We start from the raw sequence: 21,810 nt of genomic DNA, 5'->3' as shown, positions 1-21,810 counted from the left end.
ATCCTAAATTGACAGCTTGGGTTTGTGCTGACGACCGTAAACCAAATTAACCACGGCACGAGTGCCCATAATCGCGGTAAACATTGAAGTGATAATGCCCAGTGACAAGGTCACAGCAAAACCTTTGATTGACCCTGTACCGAAACCGAATAGCACGATAGCGGCAATTAAGGTAGTGATGTTGGCGTCAGCAATTGTCGAGAATGCTTTGCCATAACCAGCACTGATACTGGATTGAGGACTATTACCGATCCGCAACTCTTCACGTATACGTTCAAATATCAACACATTGGCATCAACCGCCATACCTACGGTAAGCACAATACCGGCAATACCCGGTAAGGTTAGCGTTGCCTGGAGCATGGATAGCAGGGCAACAATAAAGATTAAGTTAGCCGCCAGTGCGATATTGGCCACTAAACCAAATACGCGATACCAGACCACCATAAACACCAGGACAAAGGCAAAACCAATCATGACGGAGGCAAAACCTTGATCAATATTGTCCTGACCGAGGCTTGGACCCACTGTACGTTCTTCAACAATGTCAATCGGGGCAGCCAACGCACCAGCACGAAGTAGCAAGGCTAAATCACGTGCTTCGGTTGTGCTATCCAAGCCGGTAATCTGAAATTTTTTGCTTAACTGATCACGAATAGTGGCGACATTAATTATTTCAGGCACCTGACGACGAACTTTGATAAGTTCACCATCAACCTCACGGGTTTCTGATTTTGACTCAATAAACACGACGGCCATCGGGTTACCGATATTGTCACGCGTCACGTTGCTAAACGCACGAGCCCCTTTGCCGTCTAAAGTCACAGATACTGCAGGTGAACCTGATTGCGCATCCAGCGTAGAGCGTGCATTGATCACATGCTCACCGGTTAACATGACGCGCTTGTTTAATAAGTAAGGGCGACCATCACGATGGTAATACAATTCTGAATTCGCTGGAACGCGGCCATTTAGCGCATCTTGTACATCATGCTCAAAATCGACCAATCTGAATTCAAGTGTCGCGGTTGCGCCCAGAATTTTCTTCGCCTGTGCCGTATCTTGAACACCGGGTAATTGCACCACAATACGGTTACTACCTTGCTGCTGAACGGTTGGCTCAGCAACACCCAGCTCGTTAATACGGTTACGTAAGGTGGTGATATTTTGTTGCAGTGCCAGCGTTTTAGTTTCACGTAAAGTGACTTCAGTAAGCTTTAAACTCAACGTTGGATCAGCCTTACCCTCTTCAACGGCAACCTGCAATGCATCCATCTCACGGCTTATTAACGTTTCAGCGTTGTCACGATCGGCTGCACTACGAAATAAAACCAATACCTCTTGATCATCAATCTTGATTTGCTTGTATCGGATTTTCTCATCGCGCAATGTCAGTCTGATATCACTGGCATAGCCATCAAGCGCCTGTTTAACCGCGGCATTCATATCCACTTCCATCAAGAAATGCACACCGCCGCGTAAATCCAGCCCAAGATTCATCGGCTCAGCACCGAGTGAGGATAACCACTCGGGTGTGTTCGGAGCCAAGTTCAGTGCAATGATGAAATCATCCTGCAAAGCTTGGTTTAGCACCTCTTTAGCTTTGAGTTGGCTGTCTGCTGAGGTCAGTCTGATAAGTAGCTTTTCATCTTCCAGCTCAGCACCTTTATACTCGATGCCAGCCTCTTTCAATGCTGTTTCAGCTTTATCTACTAGTGCCAAGTCCACTGTAGAAGCCCGTCCTGCTGAAATTTGCACTGCCGGATCATCGCCAAACAAGTTCGGCATAGCGTAAATACCGGCAACAATAAGGACAATCAGGACCAGTAAGTTCTTCCACAGTGGATATCGGTTCATTTGTATTTCCTGAGGGTTATTTCAAGCCATCTCACGACGGTATTAAACACGATTACAGTTTTTTCAATGTGCCTTTTGGCAGCACAGCGTTGATTGATTCACGGCGAACTTTCACTTCAACGCTTTCTGCTATTTGTACAGTGATGGCGTTATCCGTAATTTCAAGAATTTTCCCCATCAAACCACCGTCTGTTACTACTTCGTCACCTTTAGCCAGTGCTGATTGCATCGTGCGGTGCTCTTTAGCACGTTTTTGTTGCGGTCTAATCAACATGACATAGAACAAGACCAGCAAAATAATAGGGAATGCAAAATCAAGTATTCCGGGCGAGCCTGCAGCCGCTTGTGATTCAGCAGCGCCTGCGTAGGCAGCAGAAATGAAAAAGTCCATCGTAAATCCTCAAATTAAGAAGAAAAAAGAAACCGATTATGCCACAGCCATCAAGGTTACCGATAGCAATGGACAGCGATTCAGCTTATCGGTGTTTCACGTAAGGCATAAAATTCTTTACGGAACTGTGCCAAGCTCTGGTTTTCAATCGCCTGCCTCAGTCCTTGCATTAGCGTTTGGTAGTAATGCAGATTGTGAATGGTATTGAGTCGTGGCCCTAACATCTCGCCTGTTCTGTCTAGGTGATGCAGATAGGCGCGACTGTAATTCTGACAGGTATAACAATCGCAGTATGGATCTAACGGACCGGTATCATGTTTAAAGCGACTATTGCGGATTTTAATCACGCCCTGATGTACAAATAGGTGACCGTTACGCGCATTGCGGGTGGGCATCACGCAATCAAACATATCAACACCCAGCATCACAGCTTCAACCAAATCTTCCGGTCGACCTACCCCCATCAAATAATGAGGTTTATCCGTCGGCATCTTAGTAGCGAGATGATCGAGTATCCGCAACATATCTTCTTTTGGCTCGCCCACAGATAGACCGCCGATGGCGTAGCCATCAAAACCGATATCGGTGAGACCAGCCAATGATTCATCGCGCAAAGACTCATGCATTCCGCCTTGAACAATACCGAACAAAGCAGAAGGATTATCAGCATGGGCTTCCTTGCTGCGTTTGGCCCAACGCAAGGATAACGCCATCGACTTCGCCGCCGTGCGTTCATCTGCCGGGTATGGCGTACATTCGTCAAAGATCATCACGATGTCACTGCCTAGTTCCCGTTGCACTGCCATTGATTCTTCTGGCCCCAGAAACACTTTATTACCATTAACAGGAGAGCGAAAATGCACACCTTCTTCGGTAATTTTACGTAACTCACCAAGGCTGAACACTTGAAAGCCGCCTGAGTCGGTCAGAATGGGCCCTTGCCAGCGCATAAAATCATGCAAGTCGCCGTGTGCAGCAATAATCTCTGTGCCAGGACGTAACATCAGATGAAATGTATTACCGAGAATAATTTCTGCGCCGGTATCGGCTACTTCTTCCGGAGTCATCGACTTAACTGACCCATAGGTACCCACAGGCATAAAAGCCGGTGTTTCTATTGTTCCACGGTCAAAGGTCAAACGACCTCGGCGGGCATGCCCATCTTGCGCAAGCAAATCAAACTTCATGGTTTCATTCTCATAAAAATCGCCGCACAGGATACCATTTTCTGTCTATTTACTGCGAAAACGCCCCATCATCGACGACGTTACGGTAGGATCATGCCTGTTTAACAGAGTTGGAGCCTTGAATGTCAGATCCGAAAATCATTGTTGCGCTTGATTATGCGAACGCTGAAGCAGCCCTCACTATGGCTGATCAGATCGATCCCAAACGTGCACGAGTCAAAGTGGGTAAAGAATTATTCACCCGTTCAGGCCCCCAGGTGGTTGATGCGCTAGTGAAGCGTGGATTTGATGTCTTCTTGGATCTGAAATACCACGATATTCCTAACACCGTTGCCAAAGCCTGTGCAGCCGCCGCTGATCTCGGCGTATGGATGCTCAATGTACATACTCTGGGTGGCGGTGCCATGATGTCAGCCGCTAAAGAAGCTGTAGGTAATACAAGCGACAGCCCCATTCTTATTGGCGTGACCTTACTCACCAGTATGGATAAACAGACTTTTGATCAAATTGGCTTGCAAGGCACCATGACAGATACCGTCGTCAGGCTTGCCACGCTAGCTAAGAACAGTGGTCTTGACGGTGTTGTCTGTTCAGCGCAAGAAGCAACACCGCTCCGCGAGCAATTAGGTCAGGACTTTCAGCTTATTACACCAGGTATTCGACCGGCAGGGAGTGACCGTGGCGATCAACATCGCACCATGACACCTCAACAAGCCCTTGCTGCGGGCAGCCACTACCTCGTTATCGGACGTCCCATTACTGCGGCGACGGATTCAATGCAGGCATTGCTGGATATCGAGCGGAGCTTAGAAGACTAGCTAAGTTCTCCTTGAGTTTGGCCTCAATTGAGGCCAATATTCTCATCATTCGCAACATCTTGATAACCCAGCACACGCGCATCAGAATCGCAATTTGATTCAGTTGTGAAGGTACGGGTCACATCAATAGGCCCCAAGTGCTGAATTGTTCGGCGGCCAAGTAAAATCGGATAAAGCATATTGTCCCGATTACGCAGACTAAATTGCTCTTCGTAAATGGTATTACCGATACAAACATTCATTAACACAACCGGTCGTTTATCACGTCCCCCTGCACCTTTCACCGTAAACTCGCGTAACAGCGGTCGTTCAACACGTTTTTCAATATATTCACCGGTATCAGTGTCTTGCAGTTGAACGGTAAAGGTTACCCACTTTTTGCCATCACGTTGACTCAGTTCGACATCCGCGGCATGCATTGACGACGTTAGTGCGCCACTATCCAGTTTGGCTTTAGCCTGTACATTCCATGGCTGTATTTTGATTTTTTCTATCCAGCCAAAACTCTGTTCCGCCAGCGCGGTATGACTAAAACCAAAACAGAGCAGTAAAACTAGAACAGTAGATCGTCGACAGCATCGTTGCAGCATCAGAGCCTTCTCCTATTAATCACGTCGTTTTTTTAGTTTGCGATGTTACTGATAGGTTCCTTGTAGGCGTGCCAACTAGCGCACAGTTTTATGTAATTCATACTACGCCTTATAAAAAATAGCTGCTGAGCCTGATCTTACGGGCAAAAAAAAGCCCGCGAGTAGCGGGCTTTGATGATGCTTTTGTTCACGATGTGCTTAGACTTTAAATTTACCTGCCGCTTCTTGCAGTTGTGACGACAAGCTACTCAATGTATCAACAGCGACCGAAGACTCTCGCGCGCCTTCCGCTGTATGCTCGGCAACCTGACTGATATTAACAATACCGCGATTAATATCTTCAGCAACCGAGGATTGTTCATTTGCAGCACTGGAAATCTGTGCGCTCATTTCATCCATCGTTGAAATCATCGCGGTGATAGTATCCAGCGCAGCACCAGCACTTGAGGCTTTCTCAACACTGTCGCGGGCACGCTCACGGCCGTCATTCATCACTTTGACGGCTGATTGTGCACCCTGTTGTAAACGTTCAACCATCTCTTCAATTTCATGCGTCGATGATTGTGTGCGTGCCGCAAGTGTTCTGACTTCATCCGCCACCACAGCAAAACCTCGACCATGCTCACCGGCACGTGCCGCTTCAATCGCAGCGTTCAACGCTAACAAATTGGTTTGCTCGGTAATGCCACGGATAACATCGACAATCGCACCGATATTACCGATGTCTGCTTCCAGACTACTCAGTTGATCAGCCGCTTTTTCTACCTCGCTCGCTAACGAGTCAATCGCTTCCATTGTTTCTAATACAACTTGCTTGCCAGCTTTGGCTTCGTTATCAGCATTACGCGCTGCATCCGCAGCGCTAGAAGCAGTACGCGCAACTTCTTGCACTGAGGCTGCCATTTCATTCATAGCCGTCGCCACTTGCGTGGTTTCTGTTTGCTGTTTAAGCACACCATCGACCGTTTCTTTACTGATCGCTTCCATGTTCTGGGTCGCGGTATCAAGCTGAGACACACCACCAACCATGGTATGAACTAGATTAGCTACGTTTTTGCGAGCGCTGTCTAACTCAAACGCCATCCAACTAAAGTCACTCTTACCAGGGATCACCACTTTATGCGTTAGATCCCCTTTTTTAATGTTTTGTATCGCTTCTACTAAGGTGGTCGCACGGCGGTCGCCAAAGCGGCCTATGACATGGGCCATATACATAATGAAAGCACTACCAACAACGACAAACCCAATCACTGCTAATAACTGATCTTGAGCAGATACACCGGTATTCAACATATACCACTCGAGAATAGCTAGCATGACCAGTGCTGAAATACCCAGCCCGGCCACGATGTACATTCTTTTTCTTAAAGAGAAGTTTTCAAGTTTAAACACGTCCGTCTCTCCCGGCTTTTATTTATAGTTTTAATAATAGTTTTCAATTAGGCATATAGACTGAGACCCGCCGAGGTCTCACCTAATGGTTGCTGTTCTTCCTGTTCATTCTCTATATCGTCACCCGCACCGCTAGCTTGAGTAAAAATATGCGCATCATCTGCATGTTCAGTTTCACTGTCTTGATGTTGTTGCTCACCAACCTCAGTATGACCCAACTCAATCCCTGCCTCAGCAAAGCTCTCGCGTAGTCTTGGCAAGGCTTGTTCAAGGGCATCACGCGTCGCAGAATGCTGTGCCAAAAAGGTCACACTGGCTTGATCATTTTGCACTTGCAGCCTTACTTCTACCGGCCCCAAATTAGCCGGTGTCATACGCAGCTCTGCTTGATGCACACCTTCCTTCGCCATCCAGACCACACGACTACTCATCACTTGCGACCAAGCAGGGTTTTGTAGCGTTGGCTGTACCGGCAAACTCACCCCTTGAGCAGATATAGCAGTCTGGATTGTACCTGATGTTGATGCGGATGCAGCAGTCAGCGTCGAAAAGGCGGTACCGGGAGAGGCCGCCTTCGCTTCCTGACCAGCACGTTCAGCAGCCAATAAGGCTTTTGTCATATCAGGCTTGTCTGACTGTTCTTGCATCTGTGCAGCAATAACATTACGTAAATTCATCGCCACATCTTTATCACTATTTTTTCGTTGCAAAGCATCAAAGATGTCAGCACGTAACACGGTAGGTTTTGCATCGGCACCGGCTTTGTCTTTCGTCTCTAGCACAGCAGCAAGGTTTGGTTGACCTTTAGGTGTTGATTTGGCCTCCTCGGTCAGCAGCTTATCAAGGCTCGCAGGCAGAGCGGTCATGGATTTATCCTGACTTTGAGCTGTACTCGACTGTTTTACATCGCTGGATGTAGGCCGCCACATGAATTGCGATCTCTCGCCACATGAATTGCGATCTGTAGTTTAATCGTCAGTTGGCGAAACTACTCCTCGCTTAACCAAACGTCTCAGCAAAATCCTAGCGACTTGGTCTGGCTTCATACCTCCAAGAGTGGTGAACTCGACCTCTGGCTTATGAGGGTCACCTAGATCACCATAAACCCGAACCACACCACCAACTTCATGGTACTCAGACTCATAGAGCTTCCCTTCGACCTCAACAGAAACAAAACCAGACATAACAAACTCCAAACTAACTATAGGTAATTAATGATCTATTTAAGCTGCTTTATATAAGAAGTAAATGCAGAAGATTCATCATAACTGCCACCTAAACGATCAAGTGGTTTTAAGTTCTCTCTAGTGAGAAACACTCTGGCAAAGAGAATGATTTGTGTGGCTTTACTGACTAAAGAGTCAACCTCTCTAACCCACTTCGCCCATTTCTCTAAATCTTGATAACTGAGCTGATTTATATCGGCATCTCTCAATTGATTGAGATTGCTTTCAAGCTGAATAACCACCAACTCTCTGATGTCGTTCTCATCATACAAAGCCTCTAAGCCAGCAATTTCAGCAACAGGACGTTCAACATAATGAGGCCTTTCAAGGGTTACATTTTGAGCAGCCTCAATAGCTTCAACCTCTTGCACAGTAGCTTTCACGGTAATTATAAGTTGATTACTCCGTGTCTTGATCATGCTAGACAAGGCTTTAGATATGGTAGGAAATTTATTCTGTTTAAACGGGCTAAGTTTAGAATTAGCCCAATTGGCACCTTTTTCCTGAGCCTTTAGTTCCGAAACCTGTTGTTGAACAGAATCAATATCAAACTCTCTTAATGTGGCACGGTTTTCAGATTCAGTAACAAAACGGTCGAAGCGTTTCGATAGAGTGTTGAATTCAACACCGAAGTAACTGGCACCACATAACTGGCCGATGTTAGTGGTATAGCCATCTTCAGTTGAGACAATATAGCCTTTGTTATGAGGCGAATGACAAGTTGATAAACCACAACGAATTTTTTCAGTAAAAGTATAATTACCTAGAATCTCCTTTAATTTATGGTCTGATGGATCGAGGTTTTCCTCAAAACCAGCTAAGTCTTGAATATCTCCCCATGAATCAACACGGATTAAGCCTTTCTCGGTATTTAGTGTAATCATCGCTTAAGAATGTGACTCCATTTGTTAATTATCACCAATTCCATATTAGCAGCTCACGGGATGCTTTTTTATTGTGATTTCCACCTACCGTGTAATTGATATTTAAAGGCTTATTTGAGAGGCCTTTAAAGACCTTTTTAATAGTGTCGTGGTCGTTGATGCTGATGAGCATTTTGCCTTGGATAGTTTGGGCCAGTTCTGCCATGGTTTCGTATTGTTCTAAACCAAAGTCTTGACCGTAACCTGCGGTTTCATAGTACGGTGGATCCAGATAGAACAGTGTGCCTGGTCGATCATATTTCTGAATGCAGCGCTGCCAGTCTAGGTTCTCGACGTTGGTTCTGGCCAGGCGAAGGTGAGCGGCGCTCAGATCCTCCTCGATGCGGAGTAGATTGAGCCGTGGCGGACTGGTAGTGGCGGTGCCATAGCTCTGGCCGTCGACCTTGCCACCGAAGGCAAGCTTTTGCAGATAGTAGAACCTGGCTGCACGCTGGATATCGGTGAGCGTTTCGGGTGTTTTGGCTTTTTCCCATTCAAACAGTTGTCTGCTGGATAAGGCCCACTTGAACTGCCGGACGAATTCTTCAAGGTGGTGCTGAACAACCCGGTAAAGGTTGGTCAGCTCACCATTGATGTCATTAAGCACTTCGACTTTGGATGGTTCCTTTTTGTAAAAGAGCGCTGCGCCACCAGCAAAGACTTCGACGTAGCATTGATGTTCCGGAAACAGGGGCAGGATGTCTTTTGCGAGTCGGGTTTTACCGCCCATCCACGGGATAATTGGTTTGGCCATGTTTTTCCTCTATTGGTCTGGCACTCGCTGGTGCTGGATTAAGAGGCTCAATGGCCTTCAGGTTGTTGAGTGTCTTACATCGCGGACACTTGATTTCGATTTGTACGTATTCAGCTTTAGCCAGTAACCGGCTGCAGCCACCACATCTAACTTCTTTCATGTGAGCCTCTATCTGTTTGTGCTAGGCTGGCCCGGCTGCGTCGACGCGGCGGGATGGCCTTGGTTGGCTCACAGGGTATGTGCCTGTGGGTTGACGGCTCGGCAGTGTTGGCGCACTGCCGAGTCGCTGTCTCTTCCTTTACTTCAGTATTTGGTCTAGCGATTTGTATTGGCCATCTTCAAAATGAAAACGGCCAAAGAAGCGAACCAGACCATAGAACCCAACAGCTTCTATAGCTGCTGGCAATTGTAATGACCAATGCAGCCGCTTGACATCTCGCAGCATGGCTTTAAAAAAGCCTCGGTCAGCTGAGAGACGATCCTTATCACCACCACCACGTTGGTAGTTAAAATCGTGATGACGGCAACTCGCCTCGAAGAACCAGCCAAATAACAGCTTAGCAACTGGTTCGGGTAGCCAGTCAGGGCCACAGCCATTTCCAAAACTGATTTTTTGTTCCGGTGTCAGGTCTGACCAGGATATTTTTGATTGCTTAGGCATTAGCTGTAATCCACAACAATCGCGTCAATATCAGCTTGAATCACATCCGGCTGCTGCTCATCTTCGTGCTGTGTTTGAAGTGCATAGAGCAAGTCTTCATAGTCCTGCTTTTTTCCAATAGCTGGGCCAGCCACACTTTTATAATTGGACGCATTGCTAATGATTCGTCCGACTAGGGTTGCTTTATCAACGCTGGCTCTCTCTGCAACAATGAAGTCAATCAGTGGCGTCGGCGCGGCATTGTCCGACTGCCAAGCTATTGCTTCTGGCTCTTGCGTTGGGAAGCTAGCAATTTCTTCAGCCGTATAAAGACTCGTGACTGGAGCCATGGCTAGTTTGAATTTCTGAACAATCTCAGAATGCTTATTAGCAAGCCGATCATCGATTATTAGTTTTGAATCTATGACAGATTGAATTTCTGACTCATCAATTTCAGTCATGCCAGACTTAATTAAATGATCTTGTGAGCCATCGGATTCAAATGCAAAGACATTATTATTTTCGTCTTTAAAATATTTCATTATCTAAGCTCCCACCAAACATCAAATCCCGAAAGAACTCCAGCTCCGGCTTGATATGTGCTACCGTTCGGAATAATCAAATTAACGTATTGTTCATCAGAATCACCTGCGATAGTGCAGATAACTTCACCGTCAACAAGGAAATTACGAGGCCCACTGCCAGCGCTTAGAACTATCGCCAGTTGAATAGATCTACCAGTAGTGTTTGTATAAGTAACACCCTCTGAACGACTGACAAAAACGTCTTGCCAGACCTGCCCCTCGCCAATAGCCATCGTTTTGATTTTGGCATCAAGCTTGTCGGGGCTGATAATACTCTCAGTCGTATCGGTTCCCGTATTCCATGTCGTCTGATCCTGAATAGGCGTACCGGCAATCGGGTCAATATCAACAAACATCACGGTGGCTGATTTAGCCAGACCGACGACCACCTTTTCGGATGGCGCAGTTGCAGTAATTTCCCCCTCCGTACTGCCAGACAGATAATACTTGTCACCCACCGTCAGGCCGGAGAACAGCGCCGAACGACCAAACGCTTCGACCAGGCTGTTGGTGACATCCGCAAAGCCGACCATCTTCTGTTTGTCGGTACCGTCGGCAATGGCACGGTCATAGCGGCTGTTGGCAGTGTCCCAGTACACGGCATCGCCATCGGCTACTGATGGACCAAAGGTGACATCTTCCAGCCGTACAACGTGGTTGGTGGCTGAGACCAGCTTGACGATGGCTTTCTGCAGCAGGTTTAAATCACCATCATCAGGTGTGAGGCCTGCATTAGTGATGACGTTGCGTAGTGACTCGCCCATTTTGTAGAACCAATGCGCGCCGGGCCATGTCGCTGGTGTACCGGATGTAGGATCACCATTTGTTGGATAACCAACTGACGGTACTGCTGGGGCATCAGGAGGTGATGCTGAAGCATCCGCTTCATAATTACGTGGTTCCATTATTATCCTCCGTAGGAAAAAATGAGTGTGGTGTGATCGGGTTTTAATCTATGGAGTGTGCATTCGAGGCGCTTATTGCCCCATGATGCTAATGGCTCATCGACGCGGCCATTCACTCTCCAATAGCTAATCGTTTCTTCAGGCGCATTGACCTGCCATGCAAACTGCCAAGACTGCCCATAAAGCGGTTTATTGACTCGGTCTGCGACTGTCCAGCGCGAAAACTCGGTGATAGTGACTTGATAGCCAATCGATTCTGCAATGGCTATAAAATACGGGATGCTTTGCCCCCCTTTATTGGTCACTTTGGCGTATAGGCTAGCCAGTCGCTGCTGAAGGGTTTGCACGTCATCTACGCACGGATCGGGCAGCGCGTAAGCGGCTTCCCACTCATTAAGCATTTCATAGGTGGTACGCGGGTCTGCTTCGTCTAACAGGTCATCTTCACGGGCGTGAAGGATGGCAAGCTCTTCAGCGGTTGATTCGAACAAGCCGATAAAGTCAGGATCGTGTTGCAGATCGTCCCAAAGCAGGCCGCGAGGCATTAAGGCCATCAGCATAGTGAGGTATTGCTGGGTTTTTATTGCCATGTGATATCACCTGGCACGAGAATTTGGCCTAGCGTTAGCGTGACGTCTTCTGTCGGGCTAACTAAAACATGATCGGTCTCACCAGCAGCGATACTAATCGCTTCTCGGATATGGCTGACTTTGATAGTGCCTTTGCCATTACCATCTTCTGGAATCGCTTCTCGCGAAAGTAAGTCGGCTATTTCGGATTCAACGGCTGCTTTGACAACCGTGGTATTCGGTGTCAACGCGATAGTTAAATCTAAAGCGACAGGGATGGGGGCAACAACATAGATCCCGGCTGTAACAGGGTGCTGTTCAAAAATATAGTCATACACCGCTTCCACTTCAGTCGCATCAGGGATGATGCTGTCATCGTTATCTCTCACGAAACGAACGGTGACAGTGCCTTCACCCATCTCACCCGGATATTGCCATGCACGGGTAACACCTGGCACTTGTTTTGACCATCTAATGTAGTCATGTGCCGCGCCACCTTGAGCCGGTTGCTGGATGTTTTCGATATGACGTTGACGCCAACTTTCAAGCTGCTCGATGTCGGTACCATTGTTAATACCGTCTGCGTCAACGATGGCTTGGCCATTAATACCGGCAAGGGTATCGACAAAGGTTAAGGCAACGCCAGCGATGGCATTGGCTTCAGCGCCTGGCAAAACGGCTGTGACTGAAATAACGGCTTCACCACCGACAATAGTGACTTCATCATCGACTGTGTATTCAACCGCATCAGCACGTTTTAGAGTTTTACCGGCTTCGATAACAGCGCCATTGGTGCCGGTGACTTCACATTGGCCGATCGCGTATTCGAATGGGTTTCGCTCGGTGCCTTCAATTGATGCGAGACGACCAAAGTGCGCTTCATCGGCGCTATCAGGCAATAACTGCTTCGCTTTATAGGCTTGATAGCCATACATCTCATGCATGCCACCCGCCATGACCGTGGCAAAGATATTAAACGGTGAACGGCGCAGACGTGGCTGACCATCGGTTCTGCTATCAATATTCGCCGTTAAACGGGCATGTAATTCTGCCAATGAAGGACGTTTAAACGCCATTGAAAGCCTCCCAGGCATAATTGAAATTTAAAAGCTGGCCGTCTGCTGTTTCGATGTCGATATCTAAGGCTAACCATTCAGCGCGTGGGTAACTGGCTGTGACTTGCACGGAATCAACCACTTCATCATCAATGAGATGCTGCAAGGCTTCATCGGCATAGTCTTCAGCGGCTTTTCGCACAGGCTCGGTTTGCTTTTCACGTTGTAACAACCAAAGCCGTGAGCCGATCAAGTCACCAGAAACAGACGCCAAGGCATCGCCCCACCAGCCACGTTTATCATTGGTGCCATCGGGGATGACGTCATCTGAGTCGGCTTGTCTGTCAGTGAAAAGCGCCACGATGACGGCTGTTTCCAGTATCGCGACGTAGGTAATTTTTAATGGATCGGTTTCCAGCACAAAGCGTGGACGACCATTTTTATTCACCATTTTGATAACAAAATCCATCATGGTGTCATACTCTGATTAGGGTTACTGGTGGTGCCGCCACTATCGCCATTATGATTGTGGCCGTTATAAGTAGAACGCATGCTCGCCATGGTCAGACCATCGCTATCGACGTGATCGATAATGTCGCCGGTGACGTTCAGTTGGCCTTCGATACGAAAAACCGGCACTTTGGCCGTGATTTGTGTGTTGGCAATCAACTCCATCAGGCCACCCTGCTTGAGGTGAACGAGTTGTCCTTGACTATCGTAGAGTGCAACTTCGCCCGGCTTGAGACTGACTTGACGATAGCGCTTATCATCCATCTTGATGCAAACATAGCCATTGGTTTTACCGCCAATAGCCGCGACGACACCTTTTGCTCCGGGTAGTGGCACGGATGTTATGCCGTAATCTTGAATGCGAGGCACCTCAATCACCTCACCAGATAAGGTTTCGATCTGCACCATTTGAATCGGTGGTGCGTCATTGACTTTAAGCAAGGCACCGACACGTAGCATTTGTTGCAGGCCACGTTTTAATGGTGACAGTAATTTCTGTAAGCGACGCATTACCAGACACCGCCTTCATCGTTTGGCTCTGGCAGGGCTTGTAGTTCAAACGCTTCAGGCAAACCAAGGATCAGCTCAGCGCGCAGCCCTTTATCATCAACTATATAGGTGATGCCTACGATCAATAGGTCACGATTGACATTCAGGTAGTGGTCTTTCACTGCGATAAGGCAATTGGGTTCGATCAATTCATCGTCTAAATACCAGCTCAGCATCGTGTAATTAAATGTCTGAGCTTTCGCTGCAGAAATATTTCTATGCCATGTGGCTCTGGCTTTGCAGCCAGCGGCATCTAAGGCATCTTCAGCTAGAATAATTTTAGGTCGATGACGAGTAACGGCTTTATCTGCCACGGTAGCTGACACCGATACCGTATCTATCCAGGCACTGCTGGTTTGGCCTTTAACCGTGTAGTGACTAAAGCGTTCGCGTGATGAGCGTTTACGACTACCGGCTTTAATGTTGACACCGGTTTCTAAACTGCCTTTCAGGCGTCGGGTTCCGGAACGTGTGATTTTTAGGCCACCCAAACCATCAGACACTAGCAGTACTGCTCTGATTTTAGCGACGGTATCGAGCACTTCAAAGGTGCTTTCACCTTCATCTGATTTCATTGTGGCAAACGGTTTGCTGGTATCAACCGTTGAGGACACCGGAATACCGTATGGCTCACAGAGTACTGACGCACCCTCTAATTGGTTACGACCAGCCCACTGAAACGATGGCGCGCTACAATCAACCAGGTCACCGGTTGCATCACGCCCTGCTACTTGAATGCCATTAGTGCTGTCATCATAGCTATGATCAACTTCATCAATATAGCCAGTGATGACCGTGTGATCATCAATCGTCACCTTGCAGGAATCGCCATCGTTAATAGGGCGTGGCGCGCTGTTTTCAGACCATTTATCAGTCAGCTTGAGATTAAACTCATTCGCAATTTGAACAATTGAACGATTGATCCGAACCTCTTCCCAGCCATACCAGTCCAGACCATTCACTTTCAAGGCGACATCATGCATCCAACACCTCCAAAGTCTGACCACCGGGTACAAATCCGGGGTGACCGATGTTATTGCGAGAGACGATATCGGTTGCACGATCAGCGTCTTGGTAGAGCTGATGCGCAATCACTAATGAGGGCAATGTCGCTTGTGGTGTATAGCGACGAACTTGCTTGAGGTTGGCGGCACGTTCTGTCAGGTCTTGAACCATGGAAGCCCGTAAATCTTGCAGTGCGATATAGGTCTCATCGTCTGCCGCTTGCATTTGCTCATCTAATACCTCAGACAGTTCATCACGTGCGGCAATCGCATCTTGAGCCGAGTCATAATCACGGGTACTAGCCACTCTGGCCGCTTCAATTTGTGATGATTGTTGTACCAGGTTAATGATTGCCTGCTGATTTGAGGCTTGCTGAACACGACTTGGCGTGGTGGTTGGCACGGCGGCTGATTCGCTACCAAAGCTGAACAGTTTACGAAACTGAGTCATGGCAGAAAGACTGCCGACACTGCCAATCACCTGCCCCGCTAAGGCATCGGGCAAACCAACAAAATCGGCAATGGTGGCATCGATAACACCTAATCCGGAAAAGCGTGACTCGATATCGGATAAGACGGTTTTCGCCTGTTCTTTCACCCAACCTGGAAAGCCGGTAACGCTGTATGCCGATGTAAATTGTTGCTTCACTACAGCTTGTGCGTTTTTGGCCGCTGCATTGACGCGTTGTTGCGTGTCAACTTTTGATGTTGGCTTGGCGCGTGACTCAGCTTTGTAAAAAGTCAGAGTAAATCGGGCAATACCACCTTCTTTATTGGTTTCACGCAAACTGCTGGGGCCAGCCTGCACACGGACACGTCCGAGGTAACGATGAACTAAGGTGCCAGAGCCTTTTTTGTTTAAAGCCTCAATCAGTTTGTCACGCTGCTGCCTGTAATCTTCACCCACTACAAAAGCAGGAAAGGAGTACACAGCATCTTTGCCGCCTAAGTCTTCGGCATAGGCATCATCTTTAAAGGGATAATCATGCAACTGGACACGGCGACCAAATTCGAGCGTATGGTCATCAACATAAAACTCAACGCCACGGAATGAGGATTGTTGAAGTTGCTCGCGCCATGTCAATACTTGTTCGGCCATTACAGATTCCCCACTGTAGGGCCAGTATCGACATTAATATCCATGTCATCGCTTTGGATATTTTTGACCTGGACACGCTTATCGGTGACTTCAATTTGCAGTTGGCTGCGTTTTTCCGCACTTAATGCGGCCTGAGCATTATCATTACCAAACAAAGCCAAGGCTTTAGCAATCGAACGGCCTAATGCGTCAGCAAACTCAGTGCCTTCTAATGCATTATCATAAATAACCTTACCGGCTCCGTAACCTGCCAAACCAGCAGCGCCAACTGCTAAACCAGCAGTACCCATCGCTCCGGCACCCATCGCTGCTATTGTTTTCATATTTGGCGCTGCTCTAAGCATTTGCCTACGATTAGGTTTTTTTACTTTTGGTTTCTTTTTTGGATCCATACCCGTTGGATCCATGCCGCCGCGCATATTGACAACATAAACAGGCGTTACCCCATCCATCCCGCCTAGTGCACCACCCATGGCGGATTTAGCTTTGCTGCCTTTAACAAAGTCGGAGATACCCTTGCCACCTTTATAGAGTTTCCTCGCTAGGATAGCTGTGCCACCGACTGCAACCAGACCTGCTGCACCTTTGATGAGCATATCCAGTGTTTCTTTATCAATGTCATTGATCGTGTCCGCCAATGATTGAATGTAGGTAGTCAGGTTTGAGTCAGCAAATTGTTGCCAGGCAGTGTAGAGGTTTCGCATAGCGCCTGCGGCATCATTTGCTGCTCTGGTCGAGTCTTCTAATGTGGTGGTGCCATCAGCGTGGACATTCATGAATTTATCTAAGCTTTCCAGCCCACCAGTGCGCTGGAACTCGGCAGTGGAAGAATTGAATGCACGCATGGCTTCTGCATCAAACACGGTGCTTAACAGTGTTTTTTTGCCTTGTGTTTTTTTGATAATGTCGACCATGATTTCATTGATTGGTCGCAACACTTCTTCGCCACGACTTAAAGCTTCAGCATCAAATATTTTGATGCCGCCGCTTTTGAGCATGTCTATTTTCTTAGCATCACTCAGTGTCCGCATTAAGGCTTCAAAAGCCGTCGCTGCCATCTCTGATGAGCCGGTACCCTGACGGATAACCTGCAATGCCGCACCCATCTCACGAATAGCAGGAATACCTTGCCGCCCCATCGAGGTGTAAGCGGTGACAACACGAGGGCCTAATGCCGCAATATTTTGCAAGGTGAACGCGCCTTCTTTACCTTGCACATTGAGTGTGTCGAGTGCCGTAAGCACGTCTTTTTCCAAGACGATGCCCATTTTCTGGAACTCACCTAGCACTTCACCAATCGATGTGCCTTCTGCACCGGTTGCCTGGATGGCTAAACCAATGTTGCGGATATTGGCTTCAGCAAAGTCCAGGTCACCGGTTTTCTCGACAATAGATTCAATCGCGCTGGTGATTTGACTTGGGTCAACTCTGATGTCGGGTGATTGTGCCGTTTCATAGATTTTCTTTTTCAGTTCATCGATTGCTTCAGCACCGATATTGGCTTGAATGCCTAGCCGAGTGAAGCGACGCTCAAGCGAGACTAAAAACTTGGCTGTTCCGGCACCAGCGGCACCGGTCAATAGTGCGGTGTAACGATTGCCTAACTTATCAAGCCCGTTACCAAAGCTGCTGACACTTCTACGCAACACGCCCATTTGACGTTGGCCTGTTTTGCTAAAGCGTTTCCAACGGTCTTCATTAACACGCATCTGGCGGCCGAAGTTACCTCCGGCGTTGATGTTGATGCTGGTTGTTAAGTCGTTTTGGCTCATCGTTTCATTAGCTGCGTATAAAAGAGTCTTAAAGGTCTATTTAATGTGTAGTTAAGAGGCGTCTGGCTGTACTGGCTGAACTTAATCGTCTGCCAGTTCAGGTTCTCCGCCAGACGCATCATGCTTCCCCCGCTGCATGACAGACTCCAGCACTGCCTGGTCTAATCGTTCTGCATGAAACTGAAGCAGCTCAAAATCTTCACGGTGAAATTTACGCAGGTCATCAATATCAACAATGCCGTCATAATCACCAATAGATTCAATCTGCTTCGCCAAGGTATGAAGCCCCATCAATGTCGGACTGACAGCAAACACATAGCCATCATCTGATGCCGTGACACGTTCAGACGCTAGCCCCGCATCAATGATGTCTCCAGGGGTTAACTCTCGCAGCAAGACTGTAGTGTGGGTTTTATCGCCCATTTTGACGCCGTGTTCGAGTGAAATTGTTATCGTGGCCATGCGTTTATACCTTCTCCGCCATATCGCCTGACATCTCGACATCCGCACTGGTCATGCCATGCTCAATCACATTCACAGTGAAGGCGTTACGCATTAAATAACGTTGGCCGGTATCAGTGATAAACGTGACGGTTTTGTTTTTCCACTTATTCACCTCTGTCACGTCAACCGTTGACGTGAGCAGGATTTTAAACTTCAGGTTCGGTGGTGAATCTGATTCGGTGAAATAGGTTTTGCCACCATGGCTCGACGGTTCTCTTGAAACACCACCCGGATCTAACGTGGCTTCGTTTTCTGACTCAATAACACCGCCGTCAATTCTGACTTTTACTTTTCCTGTGACTTGTTCGCTCATTGCTTACTCCTAAATTTAACGACGATATTCAGTGTGCACAGCCGTGACACGTAGGTTATTGATGAGTTTTGGTGAGTCATACATATCCAGACGGTCTGGATCGTCATCATGAATTTCAGCGATGATTGTGGCTTTATAACCTTCATAATCCTGGCACCAGCCGCGATCCATAAAGACGGTATACAAGGCTAAAAACTCATCTTCCATGGCATTAGGCGTCACCACCGCCTGACCGGCTGGAATATCAAAATCATCATCCGCCAGCTTGTGACGCGGGAATTTTTGAGACACCATTGCCCGTTGCTCAAAGCGGATGCGTTCTAATGTTTCTGCCGTGTTGATGTTGAGATAACTGTCATCAGCAAAGCCGGACGCATTGGTTTGATACATACTGATTTGACGTTCAATTCGTACCAATCCACCACGATCAACACTGTAAGTAGCAATACCATCGAACAGCAGCTGATTACGCTCGGTACCATCCCAACGCAGTTCTTTTTTCGGTGGCTTAATACCAGGCAATGCCAGCGTTCTTAGCTGACGTGCCGGGTCAATTTGCAAGGAAGCGGCAGCGACAACACAATTGACGCCAGCCCATAGATAAGGCGGAGTCGGTGAGTCATTGGTACCCATGCAGGTGACGTGTGGGCCATTTCGTCCACTGCCAAAAGTCCCGGTTTCTGAGTGGGTGCCTTTAAACGCAGTAAATGCCCGAAAGCCGATGGCACGCATTGGCCCCCAGCGACTTTCTGCTTCGGCTTCTAGCACCACTAAGTTGGCTGTATCGGTATAAGGCACTGCAAGCCAGTTGTACCATTCATCACCAATAGCAGTGAACACATCAGTAAGATCAGGATTACCGGTACCGCCAGACATGGCCACAAAGGTGAGGCCGACACCATCAGGCAAGGCTTCATCGTAGAAATTGAGTCGCATATCAATATCGTTGCCGGTTTCACCTTTCCACTTACAAGTGATATCGACCTCAGTCGACTCTGCACCATTAACTTCGGCTGTTACCGGTAAGGTCGTCTCTGCCGTAATGGCTGCAACGATAGCGCTGGCAATATCTTCATCCGTGTCAGCAGCGTCAACACCAATGAGTAAGCGATAGCCTGCGATGTAAAGAAAGACTGTGCCTCCTCGCGTGGCCGGGCCAGTAACGGTGATTGACCCGGTTGCTTGTTCACCGCCTGATGCATCATCTAAAGCCAAGAACCACTTTTCAGTAAACTGATCGGCATTGATTTGTGCCTTGCCCATTTCAGCCAACATAGAGCCTCGACCAAAATACGCTTCCAATTCTTCAGGGCTATTGGCACGAACTGCTTGCCCCGCTGGAATCGTGCCGGTTGACAGTCGCTGACCGATAACCAGCATTTTAAAATCAATATTGGCATTACCTGCCAACCGATTACTGAACTCAATGGCTGTAAACGGTAGACGTAATTTTTCAGGAATCGTATCAAAAGAAATAGCCATGCTTATGCATCCTTATCAGTTGAATCTGTGGGTTTGGCAGCAACGGCTTTTTTGGCATCCGTTTTAGCCTTGGCCAACGCTTTTTTAATGTCGGCGTCACTGGTTAGCTCAATCGCATCACCGTCTTTTATCCGCTTCAGGTAATACACTTCACGTGGCACGTATTCACCGTGCTGATTTAACAGACCGCCGCGTAGCTTTCGCACATTGACAGCCTGCTTGGCGGGTTTGATAAAAATTCGGTCTGGCATGGTTTATTGCTCCAATGTTATGTGGTCAATAGCGTCGGGTTCGTCGTCGCCGTCGACCAATGAATGTTCAGCATGAAAGGTGACAAAATCAGCCAACGTTGATGGGTCAAAGTCATTAGGAAATGGCATATTTGGCAACTCAAAAGTGACGGCATACATCGTGGCTTTGAAGCTTTGCTCCAGCTGCATTGAAAACAGATTCCTGACATTCTTCAGCGCCAGTGAACCGACCCCTGCAATCGTCGATTCATGCAGCTTAGGAATCAGTGCCGCTAAAATGTCATAAGCACCAATGGTGGTTGTGTCACCTCGACGCCGGGCGCTGTGGTTACCAACGTGACGGGTGATGACATACACATCAAAACGGCCATTGAGGCTACCGCGTGAGTTGCCTTGACCACCGAGAAACGTGGTGTAAACGCCCGGCGTTCTGTTTGAGGCAACCAACTGTTTCAGTACTGCCAAGTTCAACGCGCTGGGTAACACTTCAGCAGCGCTTAATGTATTGCCAAATAACGCCTGTGCTTTTTCAATGATGTGATCTTCAACGGTGCTAATGCTGTTCATATAAAGCTCTTATCTTTACGGTTAAAGACATTGCCACCGGTGTTGATTTTCACTGTGTTTTGGCTGAGAGGTTTGGCACCTTCTGTACTGATACCAATGCTCAATTCGCCACGGGCGATGCTTTTGAGTGACTTGACTGCTTCGTTGTACCGGTCTTTTACTTCATCGGGCGCTAGATTTTCGTACAAGTAATAGCGTGTAATTTCGCAAGCAATACGCACCAATGACCTTGGCAGCGGGTCAATCGGCAGGCTGTAACGGCCACCCAGATAACCATCAATCATGCTGTCTGAGTCGGCAATGGCTAAATTAATGACGTCCGTGTCCAGCTGACCCGTGTTTTGCTTATCCGTAAGCTGGATCAGTTCATCCTCTCCATATCGGGTGACCAGGTCTTGTTGTGTGCAGTAAGGCATCGTTGAGATATCCGCTTATAGCTCGACAACGCTGAACATCGGATCGGCTTCCAGGATGGCGACCTCTTCTTCGCTCAGCTCGACATCATCACTGCCTGACCAGGCACGACCTAAACGACGAAACCCATCCCGCATCACGGTCACACGGTAGTGTGGTAAAGCGTTCTGTTTGGTGCTTGGTTTAGAATCAGGGTCACTGTCGGTTGTAGTGGTTGTTGTGGTTGTGCTGTTTTTGTCTGAGTCACCGCCACCCCCATTATCATCAGCTTCTGAATTCGTTTTAGACTGAGCCTGCTTTTCGTCCTGAATGACTTTCCAGGCTTCATCACGCTCTTTGGCTGTAATGCTGTCCAGACCATCAAACTTTTTCAGTTCTTCGACGGTAGGCTTTTTGTCGAATGCCTTCTCACGTAGCAGTTGTAGTAAGTTTTCCATCATGCGTTCCTTATCTT

General features: G+C 47.8%; 28 protein-coding genes. 1 reads left to right on the top strand and 27 read right to left on the bottom strand.

What is annotated here, in order from left to right; all coding sequences use genetic code 11:
• Positions 1-3: 3 nt before the first annotated feature.
• The 3 genes from secD to tgt all read right to left on the bottom strand — a co-directional run bounded on the left by secD (position 4) and on the right by tgt (position 3,435).
• Positions 4-1,857 (bottom strand): protein translocase subunit SecD, encoded by a 1,854-nt coding sequence (gene secD / locus MDMS009_RS05250; RefSeq protein WP_043887956.1) that lies wholly within the window; start codon positions 1,855-1,857, stop codon positions 4-6.
• A 52-nt stretch (positions 1,858-1,909) separates the two neighbouring features.
• The gene (yajC, locus tag MDMS009_RS05245; protein WP_008290704.1) at positions 1,910-2,248 is read right to left on the bottom strand and encodes a preprotein translocase subunit YajC; all 339 of its coding nucleotides are present in this window, start codon (positions 2,246-2,248) and stop codon (positions 1,910-1,912) included.
• Between the two features lie 80 nt (positions 2,249-2,328).
• Entirely contained in the window at positions 2,329-3,435 is a 1,107-nt protein-coding gene (tgt, locus tag MDMS009_RS05240) for a tRNA guanosine(34) transglycosylase Tgt (protein ID WP_008290709.1), read from the bottom strand.
• A gap of 122 nt (positions 3,436-3,557) precedes the next feature.
• On the opposite strand from tgt, the gene pyrF reads away from it, so the two are divergent.
• Complete coding sequence (pyrF, locus tag MDMS009_RS05235) at positions 3,558-4,253, top strand: orotidine-5'-phosphate decarboxylase (RefSeq protein WP_008290690.1); 696 nt, start codon at positions 3,558-3,560, stop codon at positions 4,251-4,253.
• A gap of 23 nt (positions 4,254-4,276) precedes the next feature.
• Here pyrF and rloA3 read toward each other — a convergent pair whose 3' ends face one another.
• From rloA3 to MDMS009_RS05120, 24 genes are all read right to left on the bottom strand, one after another.
• The gene (gene rloA3 / locus MDMS009_RS05230) at positions 4,277-4,843 is read right to left on the bottom strand and encodes a retropepsin-like aspartic peptidase RloA3 (RefSeq protein ID WP_008290701.1); all 567 of its coding nucleotides are present in this window, start codon (positions 4,841-4,843) and stop codon (positions 4,277-4,279) included.
• 198 nt (positions 4,844-5,041) lie between these two features.
• Positions 5,042-6,199 (bottom strand): methyl-accepting chemotaxis protein, encoded by a 1,158-nt coding sequence (locus MDMS009_RS05225; RefSeq protein WP_036311847.1) that lies wholly within the window; start codon positions 6,197-6,199, stop codon positions 5,042-5,044.
• 83 nt (positions 6,200-6,282) lie between these two features.
• Entirely contained in the window at positions 6,283-7,101 is an 819-nt protein-coding gene (locus tag MDMS009_RS15775; protein WP_052298146.1) for a flagellar hook-length control protein FliK, read from the bottom strand.
• Between the two features lie 102 nt (positions 7,102-7,203).
• A complete protein-coding gene (locus MDMS009_RS05215) occupies positions 7,204-7,419 on the bottom strand; it encodes a hypothetical protein (protein WP_008290137.1) in 216 nt (71 codons plus the stop codon).
• A 35-nt stretch (positions 7,420-7,454) separates the two neighbouring features.
• On the bottom strand, positions 7,455-8,345 hold the full coding sequence (locus tag MDMS009_RS05210; protein WP_008290170.1) for a hypothetical protein: 891 nt from the start codon (positions 8,343-8,345) through the stop codon (positions 7,455-7,457).
• Positions 8,346-8,376: 31 nt separating this feature from the next.
• Positions 8,377-9,138 (bottom strand): DNA adenine methylase, encoded by a 762-nt coding sequence (locus MDMS009_RS05205; RefSeq protein WP_008290345.1) that lies wholly within the window; start codon positions 9,136-9,138, stop codon positions 8,377-8,379.
• Entirely contained in the window at positions 9,104-9,298 is a 195-nt protein-coding gene (locus MDMS009_RS16705; protein ID WP_081443579.1) for a Com family DNA-binding transcriptional regulator, read from the bottom strand. Before MDMS009_RS16705 ends, MDMS009_RS05205 begins: the two co-directional genes overlap by 35 nt.
• A gap of 138 nt (positions 9,299-9,436) precedes the next feature.
• On the bottom strand, positions 9,437-9,799 hold the full coding sequence (locus MDMS009_RS05200; protein ID WP_008290144.1) for a hypothetical protein: 363 nt from the start codon (positions 9,797-9,799) through the stop codon (positions 9,437-9,439).
• Positions 9,799-10,320, bottom strand: a complete 522-nt coding sequence (locus MDMS009_RS05195; RefSeq protein ID WP_008290664.1) for a hypothetical protein — start codon at positions 10,318-10,320, stop codon at positions 9,799-9,801. Before MDMS009_RS05195 ends, MDMS009_RS05200 begins: the two co-directional genes overlap by 1 nt.
• The gene (locus MDMS009_RS15770; RefSeq protein ID WP_008290149.1) at positions 10,320-11,267 is read right to left on the bottom strand and encodes a hypothetical protein; all 948 of its coding nucleotides are present in this window, start codon (positions 11,265-11,267) and stop codon (positions 10,320-10,322) included. The genes MDMS009_RS05195 and MDMS009_RS15770 overlap by 1 nt, the downstream gene beginning before the upstream one ends.
• A 2-nt stretch (positions 11,268-11,269) precedes the next feature.
• Positions 11,270-11,857 carry a YmfQ family protein gene (locus MDMS009_RS05185; protein ID WP_008290129.1) on the bottom strand — a complete coding sequence of 196 codons (588 nt, stop codon included), beginning with the start codon at positions 11,855-11,857 and terminating at the stop codon, positions 11,270-11,272.
• Positions 11,848-12,912: a baseplate J/gp47 family protein gene (locus MDMS009_RS05180; protein WP_008290140.1), complete on the bottom strand. Its 1,065-nt coding sequence runs from the start codon at positions 12,910-12,912 to the stop codon at positions 11,848-11,850. The genes MDMS009_RS05185 and MDMS009_RS05180 overlap by 10 nt, the downstream gene beginning before the upstream one ends.
• On the bottom strand, positions 12,902-13,363 hold the full coding sequence (locus tag MDMS009_RS05175) for a phage GP46 family protein (RefSeq protein ID WP_008290120.1): 462 nt from the start codon (positions 13,361-13,363) through the stop codon (positions 12,902-12,904). The genes MDMS009_RS05180 and MDMS009_RS05175 overlap by 11 nt, the downstream gene beginning before the upstream one ends.
• Complete coding sequence (locus MDMS009_RS05170) at positions 13,360-13,911, bottom strand: phage baseplate assembly protein V (RefSeq protein ID WP_008290167.1); 552 nt, start codon at positions 13,909-13,911, stop codon at positions 13,360-13,362. Before MDMS009_RS05170 ends, MDMS009_RS05175 begins: the two co-directional genes overlap by 4 nt.
• Positions 13,911-14,933: a phage baseplate assembly protein gene (locus tag MDMS009_RS05165; RefSeq protein WP_008290121.1), complete on the bottom strand. Its 1,023-nt coding sequence runs from the start codon at positions 14,931-14,933 to the stop codon at positions 13,911-13,913. The genes MDMS009_RS05170 and MDMS009_RS05165 overlap by 1 nt, the downstream gene beginning before the upstream one ends.
• Complete coding sequence (locus tag MDMS009_RS05160) at positions 14,926-16,053, bottom strand: DNA circularization protein (RefSeq protein WP_008290153.1); 1,128 nt, start codon at positions 16,051-16,053, stop codon at positions 14,926-14,928. The genes MDMS009_RS05165 and MDMS009_RS05160 overlap by 8 nt, the downstream gene beginning before the upstream one ends.
• The gene (locus tag MDMS009_RS05155; protein ID WP_008290161.1) at positions 16,053-17,825 is read right to left on the bottom strand and encodes a phage tail tape measure protein; all 1,773 of its coding nucleotides are present in this window, start codon (positions 17,823-17,825) and stop codon (positions 16,053-16,055) included. The genes MDMS009_RS05160 and MDMS009_RS05155 overlap by 1 nt, the downstream gene beginning before the upstream one ends.
• Before the next feature lie 81 nt (positions 17,826-17,906).
• A complete protein-coding gene (locus MDMS009_RS05150) occupies positions 17,907-18,287 on the bottom strand; it encodes a phage tail assembly protein (RefSeq protein WP_043887794.1) in 381 nt (126 codons plus the stop codon).
• A 4-nt stretch (positions 18,288-18,291) separates the two neighbouring features.
• Positions 18,292-18,642, bottom strand: a complete 351-nt coding sequence (locus MDMS009_RS05145; RefSeq protein ID WP_008290154.1) for a phage tail tube protein — start codon at positions 18,640-18,642, stop codon at positions 18,292-18,294.
• A 15-nt stretch (positions 18,643-18,657) separates the two neighbouring features.
• On the bottom strand, positions 18,658-20,124 hold the full coding sequence (locus MDMS009_RS05140) for a phage tail sheath subtilisin-like domain-containing protein (RefSeq protein ID WP_008290164.1): 1,467 nt from the start codon (positions 20,122-20,124) through the stop codon (positions 18,658-18,660).
• 2 nt (positions 20,125-20,126) lie between these two features.
• Positions 20,127-20,375: a DUF2635 domain-containing protein gene (locus MDMS009_RS05135; RefSeq protein WP_008290139.1), complete on the bottom strand. Its 249-nt coding sequence runs from the start codon at positions 20,373-20,375 to the stop codon at positions 20,127-20,129.
• 3 nt (positions 20,376-20,378) lie between these two features.
• Positions 20,379-20,942, bottom strand: a complete 564-nt coding sequence (locus tag MDMS009_RS05130) for a phage protein Gp37 (protein ID WP_008290165.1) — start codon at positions 20,940-20,942, stop codon at positions 20,379-20,381.
• Complete coding sequence (locus MDMS009_RS05125; protein WP_008290132.1) at positions 20,939-21,358, bottom strand: gp436 family protein; 420 nt, start codon at positions 21,356-21,358, stop codon at positions 20,939-20,941. Before MDMS009_RS05125 ends, MDMS009_RS05130 begins: the two co-directional genes overlap by 4 nt.
• A 15-nt stretch (positions 21,359-21,373) precedes the next feature.
• A complete protein-coding gene (locus tag MDMS009_RS05120; protein ID WP_008290141.1) occupies positions 21,374-21,796 on the bottom strand; it encodes a hypothetical protein in 423 nt (140 codons plus the stop codon).
• Positions 21,797-21,810: the final 14 nt, after the last annotated feature.

This window comes from Methylophaga thiooxydans DMS010, assembly GCF_000156355.1.
GTDB classification, from domain to species: Bacteria; Pseudomonadota; Gammaproteobacteria; order Nitrosococcales; family Methylophagaceae; genus Methylophaga; species Methylophaga thiooxydans.
Note: the sequence above shows the minus strand (reverse complement) of the source record. Positions and strands in the feature narration are given on the sequence as shown.